General features: G+C 45.4%; 17 protein-coding genes and 1 other RNA gene. All 18 read right to left on the minus strand.

From position 1 onward, the window contains the following. Window positions 1-45 precede the first annotated feature (45 nt). Window positions 46-1,308, minus strand: coding sequence for an HD domain-containing phosphohydrolase (locus G588_RS21425; RefSeq protein ID WP_022778150.1), 1,263 nt, complete (start codon window positions 1,306-1,308; stop codon window positions 46-48). A 193-nt stretch (window positions 1,309-1,501) separates the two neighbouring features. Continuing rightward, entirely contained in the window at window positions 1,502-2,527 is a 1,026-nt protein-coding gene (locus G588_RS0107605; RefSeq protein WP_022778151.1) for a sugar kinase, read from the minus strand. A gap of 39 nt (window positions 2,528-2,566) precedes the next feature. Further along, window positions 2,567-3,529, minus strand: coding sequence for a bifunctional 4-hydroxy-2-oxoglutarate aldolase/2-dehydro-3-deoxy-phosphogluconate aldolase (locus G588_RS0107610; RefSeq protein ID WP_022778152.1), 963 nt, complete (start codon window positions 3,527-3,529; stop codon window positions 2,567-2,569). A gap of 217 nt (window positions 3,530-3,746) precedes the next feature. After that, a complete protein-coding gene (locus tag G588_RS0107620; protein ID WP_022778154.1) occupies window positions 3,747-4,601 on the minus strand; it encodes a gluconate 5-dehydrogenase in 855 nt (284 codons plus the stop codon). 37 nt (window positions 4,602-4,638) lie between these two features. Then, window positions 4,639-5,502: a 5-dehydro-4-deoxy-D-glucuronate isomerase gene (gene kduI / locus G588_RS0107625; protein WP_022778155.1), complete on the minus strand. Its 864-nt coding sequence runs from the start codon at window positions 5,500-5,502 to the stop codon at window positions 4,639-4,641. Window positions 5,503-5,856: 354 nt separating this feature from the next. Continuing rightward, window positions 5,857-6,337: RNase P RNA component class A (rnpB, locus tag G588_RS21470), an RNA gene on the minus strand. 41 nt (window positions 6,338-6,378) lie between these two features. Then, window positions 6,379-7,299, minus strand: coding sequence for a hypothetical protein (locus tag G588_RS0107635; RefSeq protein ID WP_022778156.1), 921 nt, complete (start codon window positions 7,297-7,299; stop codon window positions 6,379-6,381). Continuing rightward, a complete protein-coding gene (locus G588_RS0107640; protein WP_242830347.1) occupies window positions 7,292-7,948 on the minus strand; it encodes an RNA polymerase sigma factor in 657 nt (218 codons plus the stop codon). Before G588_RS0107640 ends, G588_RS0107635 begins: the two co-directional genes overlap by 8 nt. Window positions 7,949-8,116: 168 nt before the next feature. Next, complete coding sequence (locus G588_RS0107645; protein WP_022778158.1) at window positions 8,117-9,769, minus strand: nucleoside kinase; 1,653 nt, start codon at window positions 9,767-9,769, stop codon at window positions 8,117-8,119. A 19-nt stretch (window positions 9,770-9,788) separates the two neighbouring features. Continuing rightward, complete coding sequence (locus G588_RS19565; protein ID WP_022778159.1) at window positions 9,789-10,556, minus strand: class I SAM-dependent methyltransferase; 768 nt, start codon at window positions 10,554-10,556, stop codon at window positions 9,789-9,791. After that, window positions 10,556-11,734: an RNA polymerase sigma factor RpoD gene (gene rpoD / locus G588_RS0107655; protein WP_026668657.1), complete on the minus strand. Its 1,179-nt coding sequence runs from the start codon at window positions 11,732-11,734 to the stop codon at window positions 10,556-10,558. The genes G588_RS19565 and rpoD overlap by 1 nt, the downstream gene beginning before the upstream one ends. Before the next feature lie 477 nt (window positions 11,735-12,211). Beyond that, window positions 12,212-13,990 (minus strand): DNA primase, encoded by a 1,779-nt coding sequence (dnaG, locus tag G588_RS0107660; protein ID WP_022778161.1) that lies wholly within the window; start codon window positions 13,988-13,990, stop codon window positions 12,212-12,214. A gap of 31 nt (window positions 13,991-14,021) precedes the next feature. Next, entirely contained in the window at window positions 14,022-15,029 is a 1,008-nt protein-coding gene (locus G588_RS0107665; protein WP_022778162.1) for a deoxyguanosinetriphosphate triphosphohydrolase, read from the minus strand. Between the two features lie 98 nt (window positions 15,030-15,127). Then, window positions 15,128-15,454 carry a hypothetical protein gene (locus G588_RS19570; RefSeq protein ID WP_022778163.1) on the minus strand — a complete coding sequence of 109 codons (327 nt, stop codon included), beginning with the start codon at window positions 15,452-15,454 and terminating at the stop codon, window positions 15,128-15,130. Next, complete coding sequence (locus tag G588_RS21430) at window positions 15,454-15,912, minus strand: DUF6465 family protein (protein ID WP_022778164.1); 459 nt, start codon at window positions 15,910-15,912, stop codon at window positions 15,454-15,456. The genes G588_RS19570 and G588_RS21430 overlap by 1 nt, the downstream gene beginning before the upstream one ends. Before the next feature lie 32 nt (window positions 15,913-15,944). Next, window positions 15,945-19,907: a hypothetical protein gene (locus G588_RS23265; RefSeq protein WP_022778165.1), complete on the minus strand. Its 3,963-nt coding sequence runs from the start codon at window positions 19,905-19,907 to the stop codon at window positions 15,945-15,947. Between the two features lie 64 nt (window positions 19,908-19,971). After that, a complete protein-coding gene (locus G588_RS0107685) occupies window positions 19,972-20,427 on the minus strand; it encodes a hypothetical protein (RefSeq protein WP_022778166.1) in 456 nt (151 codons plus the stop codon). 152 nt (window positions 20,428-20,579) lie between these two features. Next, window positions 20,580-21,029: a DUF7737 domain-containing protein gene (locus tag G588_RS21435; protein WP_022778167.1), complete on the minus strand. Its 450-nt coding sequence runs from the start codon at window positions 21,027-21,029 to the stop codon at window positions 20,580-20,582. Window positions 21,030-21,039 lie beyond the last annotated feature (10 nt).

The following is a 21,039-nucleotide window of genomic DNA, read 5'->3' on the forward strand; positions in this document are numbered from 1 at the left end:
AATTCAATCATATGTGATATTTACGGCTATGTCAACAGGATTTTATCAGAATCCCATATATACACCCGGCAGATCTTCTTCATGGATATGAATGTCATTGGTCCCGTCTTCATTTTCTGCTGTTTCCATCTTAACAACGTTTACATATCCGTCATTTATCATATCCACCATGTATTTAACTATATCCGGGTCAAACTGAGTTCCGGAGCCCTGCTGTATCTCTTCAATTATCTCATCTTTGTTAAGATGCCTTCTGTATACTCTGTTGCTTGACATGGCGTCATAGGAATCCGCAACTCCGACAATCCTTGCATATATCGGGATCTTATCTCCCTTAAGTCCCTCAGGATAGCCTTTTCCGTCATATCTCTCATGATGGTACAGAGCGATCTCACGAATCCCCTTTATGGAGGAGAGCTGCTTGAGCATCTTGCCACCTGCCACCGTGTGACTCTGTATAGTCTTTCTCTCCTCGTCTGTAAGCTTGCCGGGTTTATTGAGCACAGCATCGGGAATACTTATTTTGCCGGCATCATGAAGAAGTCCACCGTAATAGATATTCTGAACCTCATCCTCAGACAATTCCATTCGCTTGGCGATCTCCGCTGCGTACATGGCTACTCTCCTGGAATGGCCTCGGGTATAGGGGTCTTTGGCATCAATAAAGCTTATGAAAGTATTCATAGACTGGAGAATGATCCTTACGTCGTTCTTCTGCCTCTCACGATAGTTTCGGAGATTGAACCTTGTAACAAGGTAGCCTACGAAGGCCACAAGCCACACCAGTATCATAAACAGGATTAAATTCTTGATGATATTATTTCTCCCGGCGGCTTTATAACCTATTATATGAAGTACTGAGGGATCGATCGTTTTTTTTGATCTCACCACTGCTCCGAATTCCAGATTATCTCCGGGCTTAATAGTAATATTTGCATTCTGGGGAGTAAACAGCAAAAGATTGTTCCTGCTGTCCTTGGACAATTCTATGTTCCAGCTGCTGTCTATGGTTGTATCCTCAGGAACCTCAAGATACAATCTCCAATTGGTAATAGCCTCACTTCCCAGGTTCTTTATCACGAATTCGAACTGGCTGCTGGTACTTCCGAATCTTCTCCATTCACCGGTTTTGCGCACACTTCCATAGAGCTCATCGGAGAGTCTTGCGCCGGTAAGGCTTATCTCATCCTCCACCGTGGAATCCACTCTGTTCTCCGAAGATACTTTTTCAGCAAAATATGCAGTTATAAGGATAATGATCACTACACAATACAGAAAAAATGTATCGAGAGCTTTGCTAATCTTCATTCCGTCACCAATTGCCAATTCTGTGCATATTACCGCATAATACTACAAGTACATTATACTATCCGGCTTCTAAAATTATCATGTTTGCAATTATTATATTTTGATAAACCAAACACAGCTGCATAAAAAAAGACCATACTCCTCGGTTAAAGAAGTATGGTCTCATTATAAATTCGAAAAACTCAATAAGCGATTATCGCTGAATACGACCTGATCCGTCGCCGCCTGCAAGCTTGTTAACCTCATCAACGGTTACAAGGTTGAAGTCGCCTTCGATTGAGTGCTTAAGAGCAGATGCTGCTACAGCAAACTCGATTGTAGCCTGAGGATCGAAGCAGTTTACGCAGCTGTAGATAAGTCCACCGCCGAAGGAATCACCGCCGCCTACACGGTCAACGATGTGAAGTGCATACTTCTTTGAGAAGTAAGCCTGACCATCTGTGTAGAGCATTGCGCTCCAGTTGTTGTCATTAGCTGAGATAGACTCACGAAGTGTGATAGCAACCTTCTTGAAGCCAAATCTCTCTGTAAGCTTCTGAGCTACCTCGATGTAGCCCTCTCTGTTAAGCTTACCTGTTGTAACGTCTGTTGAAGAAGCTGCGATACCGAATACATCATTAGCATCCTCCTCGTTAGCGATACATACATCAACATACTGGCAAAGCTCAGCCATAACCTTGCCTGCCTTCTCCTTGCTCCAGAGCTTTCCTCTGTAGTTAAGGTCGCAGGATACTGTAAGACCGTGCTCCTTAGCCTTCTTACAAGCCTCAAGAGTGATAGCTGCGAGAGAATCACTTACAGCGGGAGTGATGCCTGTGAAGTGGAACCACTCTGCACCCTGGAAGATATCATCCCAGTCGAAATCTGAAGGAACAGCCTCAGCGATTGCTGAATGTGCTCTGTCATAGATGCACTTTGAGCCTCTCTGTGAAGCACCCTTCTCGTTGTAGTAGATACCTACTCTGTCGCCGCCTCTTGTGATCTTGGAGGTGTCAACGCCGTACTTTCTAAGAGAGTTAACAGCTGCCTGTCCGATCTCGTGCTTAGGAAGCTTTGTAACGTATACTGAATCAAGGCCATAGTTAGCAAGTGAAACTGAAACGTTAGCCTCACCGCCGCCGAATGTAGCCTCAAGATGATCAACCTGAACGAATCTTAAATAGTTATCAGGCTGAAGACGAAGCATGATCTCACCAAATGTAACAACTTTCTTTGACATGATTTATATCCTCTTTTCTTTTAAAAAAATCAGTTTAACTTAGTTTTTTACAAGATGTACTGCGAATCCGCCGAAGTCATCTGCAAGGTAAGCAACCTTAAGGTGGCCCTCTGCATCATATGCAAATGAGCTCTCATCGAACTTAACGCCCTGCTTGCCAAGGTGGTAAACAGCTCTGTCTACGTTGTTGGTTCCGATTGCGATGTGTCCGCATGTTCCACGTCCCTGAGACTTCATAACCTCAACTACTGAACCTGCGAATACTGAAGAGTTACCAACCTTCTTGGTAAAGCCAAAGAGATTGTCGAACTTCTCAGCTGTAGCAACTGCAGAAGCCTCATCAGGCTGGTTGATTCCAACGTGCTTCATTGTGAAGCCAAGCATTGCATTAACTGCATCTCTTGTCATAGCCTCGATCTCATCGAACTTACCTGCAGCGATAAGATCCTTCTTAACCATCCAGCTACCGCCGCAGCAGAATACCTTATTGAATGAAAGGTAATCATTAAGGTTGTTCTTGTTGATACCGCCTGTAGGCATGAAGTGCATCTTTGTGTAAGGTGCTGCCATAGCCTTGATCTTGGCGATACCGCCGTTCTGCTCAGCAGGGAAGAACTTAACACAGTCAAGACCAAGCTCGATAGCCTGCTCTACTTCACCGGGAGTTGCTGTTCCGGGAACAACCGGTACTCCGATTGACTGAATGTACTCAACGTTTGATCTGTTGAAACCGGGGCTAACGATGAACTTAGCACCTGCAGCCTTAGCTCTGTCTGCCTGCTCAGCATTGAGAACTGTACCTGCACCAACGATCATCTCAGGGAACTTCTCAGAGATAAGTCTGATTGCCTCCTCAGCAGCTGCTGTACGGAAGGTAACCTCAGCAGCGGGAAGTCCTCCCTTTATAAGTGCCTCAGCAAGAGGTACTGCGTCCTTAGCATCGTCAATAGCGATTACGGGAACAATACCGATTTTGTATAACTCTTCGCAAATCTTATCCATTTTTATTGCCTTTCTTTATCTTAATTAATCTATTCATATTGATTAACACCGCGATTACTCCACTTCGTTCTCGTAATCGCTCCATCCATTCGGAAATCGACATACTCATATTCATTCGTATGTCTTTTTCCCTCATTGGTGGGCATATCTCAAATTCAAATGTGCAATTCTGTGCAAGCACAATTGCACATTGAACTTGAGACATTGTTAATCAAGATTACTGTGCGTCTTCCTCGTCTACGAACTCCATCTTAGCAGGATCAAGGTTAGAAGGATCCTGTCCGATGTAAGCTGAGATACCGCCATCGATGTAAACTACCTGACCGTTGATGAAATCAGATGCAGGTGATGCAAGGAATACAGCAAGTCCCATAAGGTCCTCTGTCTTGCCCCATCTCTGAGCGGGTGTCTTGGAACGGATGAATCTGTCAAAAGGATGCATTGATCCATCTTCCTGCCTCTTACGAAGAGGAGCTGTCTGAGGTGTTGCGATGTAGCCGGGTCCGATAGCGTTGCACTGGATGTTGTACTGACCATACTCAGAGCAGATGTTTCTTGTAAGCATCTTAAGTCCGCCCTTAGCAGCTGCGTAAGCAGATACTGTCTCACGTCCGAACTCAGACATCATTGAGCAGGCGTTGATGATCTTTCCTGATCTCTTCTCCATCATGTCAGGAAGAACTGCCTTAGCGCATACGAAAGGACCTGTAAGGTCTACGTCGATAACCTGGTTCCACTCCTTAAGAGTCATCTCGTGCATAGGAATTCTCTTGATGATACCAGCGTTGTTAACGAGGATGTCGATTGAACCAACCTTCTCCTTAACGTCAGCAACGAACTTCTGAACCTGCTCCTCATTTGTTACGTCGCAAACTGCGCCGTAAACTTCGATGCCGCGCTTAGCGTACTCAGCAAGTCCCTTATCAACAAGGTCCTGATTGATATCGTTGAAAACGATCTTAGCTCCGCTCTCTGCGAAAGCTACTGCATAAGCAAGTCCAAGGCCGTAAGAAGCGCCTGTGATCCATGCTACTTTTCCTTCAAGTGAAAAATTCTTTAAAAAGTCTCCCATTGTAAATCCCTCCTAAATATATTTGGTGTTATTAGTTTTACATTAAATCCTGCATTGCGCAGTCATCCATATCATCGAAGTCCTGGTTCTCTCCAACCATTCCCCAGATGAAGGTGTAGGCCTGTGTGCCGCAGCCTGAGTGAATTGACCAGCTGGGGCTTATTACAGCCTGCTCGTTTCTCATGATGATATGTCTTGTTTCCTGAGGTTCTCCCATGAAGTGCATTACCATTGCATCCTCGGGAATATCGAAGTAAAGATATACTTCCATTCTGCGGTCATGTGTGTGACAAGGCATTGTGTTCCATACGCTGCCGGGCTTAAGCTCTGTCATACCCATCTCCAGCTGGCAGGTCTCAACCTGACCGGGAAGTATGTACTTGTTGATAACTCTGTGATTGGCACCCTCAAGACTTCCAAGTTCCTTCTTGTTCTCATCCTTGATGATGACAACGTCCTCTGAAGGAGTTCCTTCTCTCTTAATGAGAACTGTAGGATAAGTCTTGTGTGCAGGTGCACTGTTGATATAGAATTTAGCAGGCTTGGACGCATCTGCGCTGGCAAAAGAAACATCCTTTGCCCCCATTCCGATGTACATTCCCTGCTTGTAGTCAACGTCATATTTCTTGCCGTCGATGGTGATTACACCGGCGCCGCCGATATTGATAACACCCATCTCACGTCTCTGCAGGAAGTACTCAGCACGAAGCTCATCTCCTGCTGTAAGCTTAAGCTCCTCTTTTACAGGCACAGCTGAACCTGTGATGATTCTGTCGATATGGCTGTAAACAAGCTTGATGGTATCAGGCTGAAAAAGATCATCGATAAGGAATTCCTCTCTCAGTCTCTTGGTGTCGTAATACTTCTCGTCCTTAGGTGAACATGCAGTTCTAAGTTCCATTTTTCCTCCACCTTCTCCGGCAAAACCGGTAAATAGTTTTATAAATATAGCCCTTTATCAGGCTCTTTTATCATTGACTCTTGTATCATATAGTATATTTTTTTCTTTGTCAGTTCATTTTTGCATCAAAATCTTGCAAATCTTGACACAATGTAAGTGCTTTCATATTTCTTACATTTTACCCACTCGCTCCGGTTTTGTCTACCCAAAAGAGCCACCAAAAAGATTGCGCAGCTTATATAGAAAAAGGCGGTCCTCTGCGGCTTATATATGTGACCAATCCGATTTGATTATTTTTCCCATCATCGGAGGATTGGGCGCATATATAAGCCGCAGAAGACCGCCTTTTTAAACTATATGAGCAGAACTGTAAGCCGGGTTATGTCGTGAATGATCATCTATCTAGGACTGCCGTCGCCGACAGCCTCAAGCGACCCACCTGAAAGCGAACCGGGCCGGCTCATAGCTTTCTGTTCGGTCTTGCTTCGGATGGGGTTTACATGGCTACTGATGTTACCACCAGCACGGTAGTCTCTTACACTGCCTTTCCACCCTTACGCACATGAGGTAGTACGGCGGTCACTCGGAATGCAAGCATTCCTCGTTACGCGGCATTCGCCGCATGCCCCTTCCAATCTGTGACATATTTCATGCAAGCATGAATATGTCCCATCTTGTCATGGTCGCCCGCCTCATTTAGTACGCGGTATATCTCTGTTGCACTATCCTGGGAGTCACCTCCACCAGACGTTATCTGGCATCCTGCCCTGCGAAGCCCGGACTTTCCTCTCCCATGCCCTTTCGTTTGCATGGCAGCGATCATCCATCCTGCTCATAAGTATTATATTCTGATACACTTAAAAGTCAACGAAAAAATCACTTACCGAGTATTTCAATAAGAAGCTCTGTCATAGCGCTGTCATCAAGGCCTTTTTCATGAAGAAGGCAGTAGTGCACTCCATCTTTTTCCCAGCCTGCGGCATTGAAGGCAGTTTCCGTACCCTGAAGGGTAACCTCCACTCCGTTTATGGTTCTTACGGTCTTGGTCGAATAATCAATAAAATCACCTGCGATATTGCCGTTTACATACTCGGAAGCAGCTTCCTCGGAGGCCACTCTGTAATATACATTTCCTCCGTCAATATAATAATTGATCTCCATCATACCGCTGTCATACAGAAGGTAATGATTCTCGGTTGACGCATTAAGAAGGCTGTCGATATCGGTTATTGTTCCACCTGCTTCAGCGGACAATTCCTTGGCGGATGCAAATTCCGTCACCATGCTCGGAACTTCCATTTCATCCTGCTCTGTTTCAACTGACTCATTTTTGGCAGTGTCTTTAGTCTTATCATTCTTGGACGGAGCAGCGGGAGCTGGCATAGCAGATGGTTCCATCATTGGCGCTGAATTCACAGCATCACCTCCCTGAGCTCCCATGATCGGAGCTGCCTCATCTGTAGCTGCTTCTTCATCCGCATAAGCTGCTTCTGTTGTCTCCTCAGCCATTTCATAGGTTGCAGCAGGTGCTTCGGACGTAGCTGATTCCATGGATTTCCTGCCGGACATGTTGCCAAATACTGCGTAAGCACCCACCAGTACCACTGCGAACATAGCGGCAACTGCGCCGTAGGTCCTTACAAAACTTATTATCTTGTTTTCCTTTTTTTCTTTTTTGGGAACCGATTCAAAAGTCTTAACGTCATCAAAGTTCGTATCCTCAATGTTTTGAAGGATGCGCTTTTTCATATCGTCAGTAACTTTGACTTTATCCATAACTTCATTATATTTACTCAAAGTCATACGCCTCCTTCAGAATTTCTTTTAATTTCTCTCTTCCCCTTCGAAGATCCGAACGCACTGTTGACTCATTTTTGCCAAGAATCTCAGCTATCTCCTTAGTAGCATAGCCCTCCTGGTAAAAAAGATGAACAACTTCCCTGTAGTTCTCCGGGAGCTCTTTTACCGCATCCCATACGAAGGCAAGGTCGTCCTGTTCCTCTCCTGTCAGTTCCTCAGCCAGCTCGTCGGTTTCTCTAAGCTTGTTGTACTGGATCTTGTTCTTACTGAGATTGGCTGCCACACGAAGAAGCCATGCCTTCTCATGCTCGCTGCTATCGAAGGCCGGATCGTTCTTGATAAACTGGATCAAAGTATCCTGCAGAATATCCTCTGCGTCGCTCATATTATGCAGATAGGAATAAGCCATTCTGAGAATATTGTTGCCATATCTATCAATAAGTAATCCTGCTCTCTCCGCTGCCGTCGCCCCTGCCACAGGCCTGTCCACCTTAGCTGGCGCAGCAAATAAAGATAAAGCAAGCTTCCTTATTTTCCCTACAGCACTCCCAAGTAATCCGGGAAGTTCCCACAGAAGGCCGCCATATGGCATATATTCGCCATTTTTAGTCATAACCATGTTTACTGTCCTCAACTCTTTTTCCATATCCCGCGAACCTTAACCAATAAGTCCGCACTCCTTAGACAGTATAACATAAATTGCCTTCCTACTATATATACAAAGAGAAGAGCCAAAATGTTGCAGACTTTAGTAAAAAAAAGTGACAGGCACTTTAGTGGAACAAAGTGCCTGTCACTTTACTATAGTAAATTATCAGACTTTGAAGCAGCTTCCTCCGACGAACTCTCTGCAGATGGAGTTCTTGGGAAGCATGGAACTGTCTACACTGACGAAATAGTCAAGGAACTTAAGAAGTCTCTTGGCCTCATAATACTCCGGTTCATCCTTACCGATGTTGAACAAAAGAGGCTCTGCGAAGGGCTTGATAACTGCCAGCTCGTAGATCTGAGCTGAGTTAAACATCTCGTCCGCGCCTTCCTGGAAGGGGAAGATATTGGCCTCCTCGCCGGCTCTTACTGAGCCCCACATGCTGATGGTCTTCTTGGCGGAAGCGCCTCTTGTTCTGGCATCCCTTACGATTCTTCTAAGGAGTCTGCCGTCTGTTGTAGGTATTCTGTTATGATCGTCAATACTCAAGGTTGTAAGAGCACTGATATAGATCTTAAACTTGGACTCACTTGGAAGTGAATAACTCATCTTTTCATTAAGTCCGTGAATTCCCTCGATCACCAGCACATCATTTTTGCCAAGCTGCATGAACTCTCCGTTCATCTCCCTTTTGCCGGTAACAAAGTTAAACTCGGGCATTTCAACTCTCTCGCCTTTAAGGAGCCTTGTCATATCCTGATTAAAACGCTCAACATCAAGAGCCTCAAGACATTCGAAATTATAACTGCCGTCTTCGCTTAGAGGTGTATCCTCTCTGTTTACAAAGTAGTTGTCAAGGCTTATGGGATGCGGCACCAGTCCGTAGGTACGAAGCTGAATTGACAATCTGTTGGCAAAACTTGTTTTGCCGGAGGAGCTGGGACCTGCAATCATAACGAATTTGACGTCAACTCTCTGGAATATCTTCCTGGCGATGTCTGCGATCTTGCTCTCCTGCAGCGCTTCCTGCACCAGCATCATCTCATTGATCCTGCCGGAGCAGACCATGTTGTTAAGATCGCCCACGTTTGATATTCCCATCATGCTGCCCCAGTCACTGGCCAGCATCATGGTATTAAAGAGCTTTTCTCTGGGCTCTGATACCACCAGCTCACCCGGATTCTTTTTTGTGGGGAGCGTCAGCATCAGGCCGTCGTGATACTTATCCACCCTGAACTTCTCGATATAAGAGGTTCTGGGCAGCATATAGCCAAAGAAATAATCATAGAGATCATCAATTCTGTAGACGTTGATTTCAGAACTTCTGCGGTATTTCAGAAGTGCCACCTTGTCATCCATGCCCTGATTTCTGAAGATCTCTATGGCATCATCAAGGGGATATACCTTCTTGGTGATCTGAATATCCGCGTCAACCAGCTCCTGATATCTCTCTGTGACCTTGGCGGCAAACTCATCGGTTACAGGCACGCCAACCACTGTGCAGTAATATCCGTTGCCGATAGTAAACTCCACCTTGATCTTAACATTGCTGCCGACGCCCGCCACATCACGAACCGCCTTGATCAGTATCATCACCGCAGTCCTTCTCATGGTCTCATAGCCGATGCTGTCCGCAAAGGTGACAAAAGAGAGCTCGCCGTCCTTTTTAACAGCCTTAAACAGCTCTCTTATCTTGCCGTTAAATATAACGGCCGCAATCTTGCAGGGAAAGTCCTTCTGATATTCCTTTGCAATAGTCTCAAAGGATGTTCCCTTGTCGTATTCTTTTGAAACCCCGTTAATTGTAACTATAGGCATATATTTGCCTCCTGATTCTTTAATTATTCAGATAAAAAAGAAGCCTTCCGTTCTCTTCGTTTTCTGAAGCCACCTGTTCATATCTCTCCGGATGTTCTTCCCTGGAAAGGCTCTTCAGAATAGATTCGTTTACAGTCGTTCCATGACTTACGAAATCTCTTAAAAGAGCGTCTTTGCGAAGAATATTGGACTCTCCGAAGCGGTCACAGAGGCTCTCGGCGCACTCTTTATCGCACCCTGTCTTCTCCATAAGCTCTGCCACACACTCTGCCGATCTGTCCTTGGAGCCATCGGTAAAATCAATCTCCATGGGAAAATAATATTTTCCATCCTCAAGGACAACCTGCTCCCGGACTATTGAATAGCCCTTGCCTCTGATATAGCGCCTGAATTCACAGAGCTCTGACTGGGGCTGCAAAACAGCCTTCTTAATGCCAAGCTTATTGATGTCACAGTCACTTAGGATTCTGACCATAAGGCCTCCTCCCATTCCTGCAATAACAAGAGCATCTGCTTCCCCTTCACCAAGCTCCTTAAGACCATCAGATAGTCTCGTAGTTATCCTGTCTTCATAACCATAGTCCTTAATATTTGAAAGAGCTCCTGACAAGGGGCCCTTTCTCACATCCATTGCAATGGCTTTATCTGCTATATTGTTCTGAACAAGATATATGGAAACATATCCGTGGTCACAGCCTACATCAGCTGCTGTGGCCACCGGGTGTTCCCCTCTTAACATCTCCGCAATGGTTATCAGCCTTTGCGACATTTTTCCTTCAATATTCATCAGTCAAGATAATCCTTAAGCTTGCGGCTGCGGCTGGGATGACGAAGCTTTCTGAGAGCCTTGGCCTCGATCTGACGGATACGCTCACGGGTTACGTTGAACTCTTTTCCTACCTCTTCAAGGGTTCTTGCTCTGCCGTCATCAAGACCAAAACGAAGACGGAGAACCTTCTGCTCACGCTCTGTCAAAGTTCCGAGAACCTCCACAAGCTGCTCCTTAAGAAGTGTGAATGCAGCTGCGTCGGCAGGTACAGGCACGTTGTCGTCCTGGATGAAATCACCAAGATGGCTGTCTTCCTCCTCACCGATAGGTGTCTCAAGGGATACAGGCTCCTGGGAAATCTTGAGGATCTCGCGTACACGCTCAACAGGCATGTTCATCTCCTTGGCAACTTCCTCGGGAAGCGGCTCACGGCCCAGTTCCTGAAGGAGCTGACGGCTGACTCTGATGAGCTTGTTGATGGTCTCAACCATGTGTACAGGAATACGGATGGTTCTGGCCTGGTCGGCGATGGCTCTTGTGATAGCCTGTCTGATCCACCATGTAGCATAGGTTGAGAACTTGAAGCCCTTACGGAAATCAAACTTCTCTACAGCCTTGATAAGACCAAGGTTACCCTCCTGGATAAGATCCAGGAACAGCATTCCACGGCCAACATATCTCTTTGCAATACTTACAACAAGACGAAGGTTAGCTTCTGCAAGACGCTTCTTGGCTTCGTTACCTTCATAGATGATAGCATCCAGCTCTTTTCTTCTGGCCTCTGTCATCTTGTTCTTGCCCTTATCTTCCTCGATCTCCTTCTCGGCATCGATTCCGGCTTCCATAGCCTTGGCAAGGTCAATTTCCTGCTCAGCTGTAAGAAGAGGAACCTTACCGATCTCCTTGAGGTACATTCTTACAGGATCCTCAATGCTGATTCCATCGGGAACAGAGAGGTCGATATTCTCCATATCAACTTCATCCTCATCGGAAATGAGCATATCGTCGTCATCGGGAATAACATCATCATCGTCACTCTCGGATACCTTGAGAACATCGATTCCGGAGTTCTCAAGAACCTCAAGTACGTTATCAAGCTGTTCTTCATTGAGATTAAGATCAGTGAAGAAATCATTTATCTCTGCGTACTCAAGTACGTTTTTCTTTTTCTTTGCAAGAAGAAGTATATCCTTGATTCTCTGGGTGAATACTTCTCTTGTGGCTTCGTCAAGCTCTCCGTCTGCTGATACCTTGGGAGCATCCTCAGACTCTGCCTTTGCTGCCTTCTTGGAGGTCTTTCTGGTCTTGGGCTCCTTAACCTCTTCCTCAACCTCTGCTGCCTTCTTGGAGGCCTTCTTAGCCTTAGGCTCCTTAACCTCTTCCTCGGCCTCTGCTGCCTTCTTGGAGGTCTTCTTAGCCTTAGGCTCCTTAACCTCTTCCTCAGCCTCTGCTGCCTTCTTGGAGGTCTTCCTTGTCTTGGTCTCTTTAACCTCTTCCTCGGCTTCTGCTGCCTTCTTGGAGGTCTTCTTAGCCTTTGTATCTTCTTTTGTTGTTTTCGCTGCGGCAGACTTGGTAGTCTTGGCAGCTGACTTTATTGCTTTCTCGGTATCCTTGCTTACAGTTTCTTTCTTTGCCATTTTTTATCTTTCCTTTTCTAATTATTTTTGTGTAAATTAGTCGTCCGGTGATATTTCCGTATGTGAGAGTTTTTCCAGATCCTTTTTCCCCTGGATGGTCTTGATGAGATATTGGGGATCGTCAGGTTTTAGCTCTTTTTTCTGCCTCTCGTATCCTGCCAGCTTGACGCCGTAGATGATATCGTGGAAGGCCTTCTTCCTCTGATCCCTGGTCTCGATGTCCACCAGGTTGGTATTAAACATCTCCGCCACCTGGGCGTGTTCCGTTTCATCCCGGAAATGATCCAGTATTGCCGCGGGGGAGAATCCACCGCTCTTTAGTCCTTCAAATAATTCCCCGGCTACTCTCCTGTACAGATCATCCGAAAAATCTTCGGGTGACACGTACTTTATCACCTTGGGGTAAAGACCCGGCTCATCCGTAAGCCACGTAAGAAGGAGTCTTTGGTTCTTCTTTGCACCGTCCTCGGGAGTCATCTTCTTCTGAATGCCTGTTTTGGGTCTCTCTGCAGGCCTTACTATTCCGCCACGGTTTGCAAATCCGGTAACCATGCGCCGCAGGTCATCCACCGGAATGTTGTACCTTGCGGCCACCGCCTGTATGTAATTTTCTCTCTCCAGAGCCTCTTCGAATTCGCATAGCTTCTGAGCTATCTCTTTGTAAAAAGAGGTCTTGGAATCCGGATCGGACATGTCATGCGCTCTCTCCAATATCCTTACTTCGAAGAAAAATGGATTCTCGGCATTCTTGATCCTCTCCTCGAAGGCTTCCCTGCCTTCGTTTTTGATGAATTCATCGGGATCCTTGTGGGGCTGCAGGTTAAGGACCTTGCCCTTGATTCCCACTTCCTTAAGGATTCCTATTCCCCTTAGCGCTGCCTTGGTACCGGCTTCATCGCTGTCGTAGGATAGGATGACTTCATCTGTATATCTTTTAAGCAGCATGGCCTGCCCCGTGGTAAAAGCTGTTCCAAGGGAAGCCACCGCCATGTTAAAGCCAGCCTGATGCATGGCTATAACATCCATGTAACCCTCACAGATTATCATGTAACCTGCTCTGGAGTTCTTGGCATAATTAAGGCCGAAGAGATTTCGGCTCTTGTCAAAGATCATCGTCTCCGGTGAATTCAGGTACTTGGGCTTGCCATCTCCCATTACTCTTCCGCCAAAGCCGATGACCTTGTTGGAAGCATCCTGAATCGGAAACATAACTCTGTTCCAAAATTTATCATGAGTCCCGAACTTATCGTCGTGGGACGCAAGACCTGCTTCTATTATCTGACTGTCCTTGTAGCCAAGGCCCCGCAAATGCTTCACCAGATCATCGCTGGTAACATTGGCGTAGCCCAGTCCAAAATGCTGAAGGGTCTCATCCGTCAGCTCTCTCTTTCTGAAATACTCAAGCCCCTTCTCACCGGTTCTGCCTCGGAGCTGATAATAGTAATACTTGGCAGCCTCCTTGTTGATATCAAGGAGTATCTGACGCTTGTCCCGCATAGCCTTGGCCGCGGGGGAGTCATCCTCCTCCGGAAGCTTGATGCCGGCTCTGTCCGCCAACTGCTTTACTGCTTCCTGAAAGGTCAGATTGTCATATTTCATCAAAAAAGAAATGACATTTCCGCCGGCTCCGCAGCCGAAGCAGTAATACATCTGCTTGTGGCCCGAAACAGAGAAAGAACCGGATTTTTCATTATGAAACGGACACAGTCCGAAATAATTTGCTCCCTTCTTTTGCAGATGGACATATTGACCTATGACATCCACAATATCATTCCGGGAGCGCACTTCTTCCAATATTTCCTCAGAATAACGCAACTGACTCTCCTCTTTTCATCCCCAAAAACTACTACAAAACGCCCCAGGAACGAGGCACATATATTTCTTCAAAAACCGCAACCGCATATCTGTCAGTCATGGAGCTGACATAATCGCAGACAGCTCTCTCTTTGGATTCCCCTTCATCCATCATCTTCTTGAGATACTCGGGAATCTTGTCTATATGGTCAAGATAGTAGCTGTACAAAGTCTTGATCATATCTTCAACCTTGCCTTCCTGACTCTTGGCAATCGGGTTGGTATATACTCTTTCAAACATAAACTTCCTGAGCTTATGAAATGCATCATAGATCTCATCCGACATCTGAATGTTGTCCTTTTCCATGCTGTTGGAAATTATGTCATGGATAAAGGTATCAAGCCATTCTCTCTTGGACTCACCTATTACCCTGCGAAGGTCCGCAGGCACGTCCTCTTCACTGAGGATCCCACCTCTTATGGCATCATCCATGTCGTGATGCATATATGCAATCTTATCGGATAGCCTTACCACCTTGCCCTCAAGGGTCCCCGGTGTTAAGTTCATCTCGTGATTAAGAATGCCATCTCTTACTTCCCAGGTCAGATTAAGACCGATTCCGTAGTTCTCCAGCTTCTCCACAATGCGAAGACTCTGCTCGTTGTGCCTAAAGCCTCCCGGATTGACATCATTAAGCGCTCTCTCGCCTGCGTGTCCAAAAGGGGTATGTCCCAGGTCATGGCCCAGTGCAATTGCCTCAGCCAGGTCCTCATTGAGCATCAGAGCCTTGGCTATGGTTCTGGCATTCTGTGATACCTCAAGGGTATGGGTCATTCTGGTTCTGTAATGATCACCGTCAGGAGACAGGAAGACCTGGGTCTTGTCCTTGAGGCGTCTGAAGGACTTGGAATAAAGTATCCTGTCCCTGTCGCGCTGAAAACAAGGCCTGATGTCACAAGGCTTCTCTTCTCTTTCCCTACCTTTGGAATTCATGCTGAGAGTAGCATGTTTACTTAAGATTCTGATCTCTCGTTCTTCAAGTTGTTCGCGAATTTTCAATTTAGCTCATCCTTTTTTGTCCAATGTTAAAAAAAGAAATCCCACATCTTAATTATTCGACGTGGGATTTCAAAATCCTTTTTATTTTTCAAAAAATTTTAAACAATTTGTTCCGGATTGCTCCAAAGGGCGATCCTCTCTTCATATTGCTGATTGAACCAGGCCACTGCCTGTTCAAGTCCCTCCTGTGAAACCTCGAATTCCTCAGAGGTCATAAGAGCCTTATCTGTCTGTGCATAGGAATAGGGCTCCGGCCATACCGTCGCAAGAAGTGATGCCGGTCCTCTCTGGTCCACGGGAACGAATTTGACATTCTCAAGAGGCTCTCTTGCCAGTCTGTATCTCATTCCCTTGTAGCTGCCAAAGAAGGCTTCTCCGTATTCATAATGCATCAGATTAAAAAAAGTACTTAACTCAATTGCCATTAAAATCCAACCCTGCCTGTTTCGCTGTGGTTTACAACATAATAAGCCGCATTGTCCGAAGGCTTGATGTAAACCTGAATCTCCTTAATATCCGTGATGTTGTGGCCACGGCTGACGAAATCCTTCTTAGCCTTCTCAATAATATCTGTGGTCCTAAGTTCATGACTGTTGTACTGAACAAAAACCTCTTCCTTGCATCTGTGCTTGGCAGCTCGAAGAGTGATATCCTGTCCTACTGCCTTGGCAACCTTAGTGGCCTTCTGTGATCTCTTCCTGACTACCTCCGCAGCGGGAGCCGCTGTCTCTTTAACCTTCTTGATCACAGGCTCAGCCTTGGTCTTAACTTCACCATAAACAGGCTCGGCCTTGGTCTTTAAGTCTCTGATAACCGGTTCTGCCGCCTCTGTTACTTCCTTAGCAAGTTCCTTAATCTTATCTTCTGCCTGCTTTCTGTCCATGTTGTCCCCCTTCCAAAGCATAAATGCTAAAATTATGATTTCTTTCTAATTCTAGTCTCTTTAAACACTTTAGTCAAAGTACCGGCAAGTACCACAAGCGCCATCAGCAAAATAATGTAAGAGGATGTCATATCTCTGTCTGAGGTCTCTCCTCTTCTTGCTCCCAGAACTTCCGGAAGATCAAGGTCATCTCTGTAGGCTCCGAGGACCTCAGGAAGATCAGGAATAACGCTGCTCTCAGATGTGGTTACAACCACGCCCTGTGTAGGCTCAGTCTCCGTAGTCGGTTCCGGTGCAGGTTCCGGATTTGGCTTGGGTGTAGGTGTGGGCTTAGGAGCGGGTGTAGGCTGTGGATCGGGCTTAGGATCCGGCTTGGGCTCAGGATCCGGTGTAGGATTGGGATCCGGTGTGGGATCAGGCCCGGGCTCCGTTTTCTTCTTGTTCGTAAAGTTGAATTCATGATAAACATTGTTCTTATCAACCACGATAATCTCAAGCTTATCATATTCTTCCTCAGTCAGGAATGCTCTTATCTGAGAATCTACCTTGTCAAACTTGGTTGCCTTGAAGACAAAATAATGCTTGGTGTAATCACCTATGTATCCCGTGGGAGCTTCAATTTCCTGATAATAGTACAGTGTATCAAAAATAAGTGAGTTGTATTTGCCGTCTACATCAAATACTACGCTATAGTCAATATCATCAGTGGTCTTCTCTACCACAAGGCTGCTCTCACCGGTCTTAAGATCAACTCTGTACAGGCCGATCTTACATCCATCAAGACCCTTGGAAGGTTCATCTGCATCGACCTTAACAACCTTGACGCTGCCCTTACTGCTGGTGATTTTAGCCTGAACATCTTTTACAGCGTACTGCTTATCGACCTTGGAGGAGTTCTCAATATCGCCGTAGAGTGTCGCTGTATTTGAAACCTCTACCTCAACCTTGGAATCACCAATATCAGTGCCGTAATCCGTATCTGCCTTAACAGCATATTTTACAAGAAGTGCGGTGCTGTCAGGAACAGTTATCTTGAAGGTCTTGCGGTCATAGGATACTCCAACGCCGTTCTCACCAAGATCAACCTTTGTCTCTGTTCCGTAGTAGTATACCTTAAGACTGTCTTCCACGAAGAAGCCGTTCTTAAGTGTATCTCCGAGAACAAGAGTATCACTGTCGGCCTTGAGATCAACAGCCTCTCTGTTAACCACGATCTCATATTCGATCTGCTGAGTATTCTCGTCAAATCCCGCAGTCTTCTTAAGGAACTTGAACTCCTCAACAGCGCTGGCATTGGTTCCACCGATGCTGCCGCCTACGGTTGCAATAACATTATTATCAAAAGATACTGTGGCTGTACCATCGTCCTGAGCCATCTTCTTGATTTCGCTCAGATACTCATCCTTTACATAGGACTTGAACTCAAGTACATAGTAGTTATCTCCGGCCTTCTCCCAAGTGAAGTTCCACTTAAGAACATCACCAAGCTCGGCAGATTTCTCTGCTACAGGTTCAACACCAAATGTTGTTCCGTCGGCCTTGGTAATAACAGTAGATCCGGCAAGGTACCGGAGCTTGTCAGGAAGTATCTCGGTTACTGTGGCCTTGGCACCGCTCTCAATATCTCCATTGGTCTGTCCCAGCTCATTCTTGTTGATATAGACCTTCCATGGAATAATGTAACGTCCATTCTCAGAATATCCCTTAAGAGCTTCCTTCATAAGAGGAAGTCCCTCTGTTGTGATGGGATAAGATGCATCATCCTGGACCTTTCTGCCATCGATGATAAGTTCTGTATGGTTGATAATATCAATTGTACTTCCCTGAGGGAATGAAAGGTCGCCCTCAGATCCGTAATAGTGCTGTGTCTTGTAGTACAATCTGTAGCTGCCGGGCACAAGCTTATCTACGGTAAGAGTAAAGGATGACTCACCATAGGTAACCTTAAATTTGGTGATGGGAGTTGTTGTATTGTCCTCATTCACCTTAACAAGCTCGATGCCCTCAAGCATCTTAACTCCGATCTTCTTACCCGCAAACTCAGCTACTGCAGGAGCAATATTGTCCTTAATGGTGATAGGATAATTAGCTCTTTCACCGTTTACGGTAAATTCTGAGATCCAGGTAACGATACCTGTCGCGTTATCTCTTTCAAGGACATTCTTCTCAATGCGGGAATCAAATTTACCTACATGATAATATCCATTCTTCTCAGTAGCTTCATCCAAAAGTGTGTCACCATCATACAGATATACACTGTTGCTATACACAATTGTGTCAGTAGGAAGATTAGTTATCTTAGTATAATATTTGAGTCTGTAACCATAAGCAGGTGCATCATCCGGGAATGTGTACTGAAGCTTCCAGTTATCACCGTCCTTGCTGATGTCTGTAGCATAGTCATAATGTCTCCAGATCTTACCATCAAGAGAGTATTCAACTTCAACGGACATTGATGAGAATTCCATTCTGCTATCAAGGATATCCACTAATTTTTTGCCGGCCATCTCCTGGCGGCTTCCGTTGTTAATATAGACGTACCAGCCTGCTACTCCGTCTGCGGAAATCGCACCGATACGATTCTTTCTTAACCAGTCGTGTTTGATTGAGCAGGTTGCATAACTGATAACTTCATGCTCACCGGTGCAGCCCTTCCACTGCCACGTAGCAGTATTTCCATAGCCTTTTTCAATAGCATCGGTTGCAACAGCGTCCTGAAGCTTGGTTGCCTTGACTCTATAGAAAAGAACATATTTGCCTTTTTTTATTTTTCCGACATTAACGTTAAGAGTATGACTGTCAGCAAGACTGAAGGTAGCCGGAACTTTGCCGTAATTCGATGTTTTAAAGGTCCAGGAGCCTGGTACAAACTCAAGGTTCTCTCCAAGAACATCAGTGATGGTGAAATCATCTGTATCTGCTGATACATCAAAAACAACCTCGAAGCTCGCTTCTCCTGAACTGATAACCACAGGAGCCTTGGTAGCTGTGATAACAGGTTTCTTCACTGTGATAACCTTAACCTGCTCACCCGGGAACTCAATTCTGATGGGTTCATCACCGTGATTGCCGGCATCTGCTATCTTGCACTCAAGTTTTACACTGCCGTTTATTCCATTGGGCTTATTCTCAAGATACTTCTTATCGATTATAAAAGTAATGACATGAGGATCGGTAAACACTGCCTTACCAATCAGCACATCACCATCCCTTACCTCAATTTCCTTGCCAAGAATACCGGAAAAATCAAGTTCATCCGGAAGTGTATATGTAAATATACCATCAGGAATAGCCTCGGCATCGAATACATGGAAATCAAAGGAAAGTGTGATCTCCTCATTGATATCCCCGATTTCATCCGGAAGCTCAAAGTTATCAACTATTCCAAATTCAGGATTATTGAGATCGTTGGCTGCATGATATTCTTCTGAAGGCTTATTCTCAGAAGGTGTCTCCTCAGAAGAGGAAGATGAAGATGCGTCCTCTGATGATTCAGATGAAGCCTCATCTGCGGCATCTTCTGCAGAAGATGCTGCGGCAGAGGATTCCTCAGCGGCAGGTTCTATAGAAGTGCTCTCTGATGAAGCATTCCCCGGCTCTTCGGGAGCTTTGGGCGATACTTCTACAGAGCTCTCCGTTGATGCCTCTGAAGGGCTCTCTTCGGGACCCTCTGATGAGCTCTCTGAGGAGCTCTCTGATGAAGCCTCTGCAGAACTTTCTGATGAAGATTCTGCGGATACCTGTGTATTGTTATCCTGTGAACTTTCAGCAGATGCGTCTTCAGACGCCTCAGGAGCCGAACCTTCAGATGCAGAGTCTGATTTCTCTGCAAAAGAAATGTCTTTTAATGAGCAGTCTGAGTCATCACTCTGATACTCGGCTGCAATAGCGGTTTCTCCGTCAACTGTAAACACTACAGCCGACTCAAAGGTGGAGAAAAAAGTGGTCAAAGCCAATGCTCCCACCAACAATCTTCTAACTACATAATTCTTCATGTCTTGAGAACTCCTCCCACAAAACTTTATTTTTCTCCCCAAAAGAAAATGTAGATATATATAATTATCTAAACCTGTTCATAAAATTTGCCATGGGACCAATTGCATCCTGCAGGTCCTTGATTGCCTGATTGAGTCCTTCATAATCGACTTCAGTCATGGATTTGATGGCCGCTCCCAATGATTCCCCATTCTCATCGACGAGCTTGTTAAGGTTACTGCTGGCCTGTTCCATGCTCTTAGTCATATCGTTAATCTGTTCAATGGACTCCTGCGCCTTGGCAAGTGATTCCTCCGCCTTGGCGGCAACATTATTAATATGAGCAAGTGTTGTGCTGACTCTTGGCACCATAACAAGTACTGATATAATCAATACCGCGAGCATACCCCCTATGCATGCGGTGGATATATATTGAAGCCTAAGCTTCTTCCTGGTCAGATCCCTTAATTCAGTTAATACATCTGCATCTTCCTTTGTAGTAACATTATCCTTACTTGTAGCATCAAAATTTTCGTTCATAATTACCCCTCTTTTTCAAGAATAAAATTTCAGTACTTAGGATAAAAAAACGACCTACCGATAATACTAGTAAGCCACATATAATGTAACTGCGTAGAAATTCACACGTACTATAACACATTTGTGACCGTTATTCAATGATAATTCTTGCCTTATCTAATTTGCTCAAGTATAGACGGATCCTTAATTTTGCCATCTTCCGCCAAAAACAGGATTTTTGTTATTATCTCTGAAGTCTTTGGATCCTCATCGGCAAAAGGAAGGAACATTTTGCCCCTGTGCTGAGAATGTACCGGTAAAATATTTATCATACTACCACCCATTTTATGAACCACACCGCTTCCGAGATGCACCGAGTAGTTACCATATTTTCCCTGAATGTGAGCGTGATTTTTTTCAATGGTTACATTCGTAAGCTTAAACAGCGGAAGTGTAAACTCTACAAGTGCTGCTCTCATCTCAATTGTAGAATGGCTTGTTTCAGGATCAACGCCGCCTGCATGAGCAACACTGACTGCAAGATCCACATCTCTCATTACCTCAGAAAAGATAATGTCGGGGATATCCTTAATCCTTATGGGCTCCCAGGTCTTTCTGTCCATAAAAGAAACC

The sequence above is a fragment of the Butyrivibrio sp. AE3009 genome (genome assembly GCF_000420845.1).
GTDB lineage: Bacteria > Bacillota > Clostridia > Lachnospirales > Lachnospiraceae > Butyrivibrio.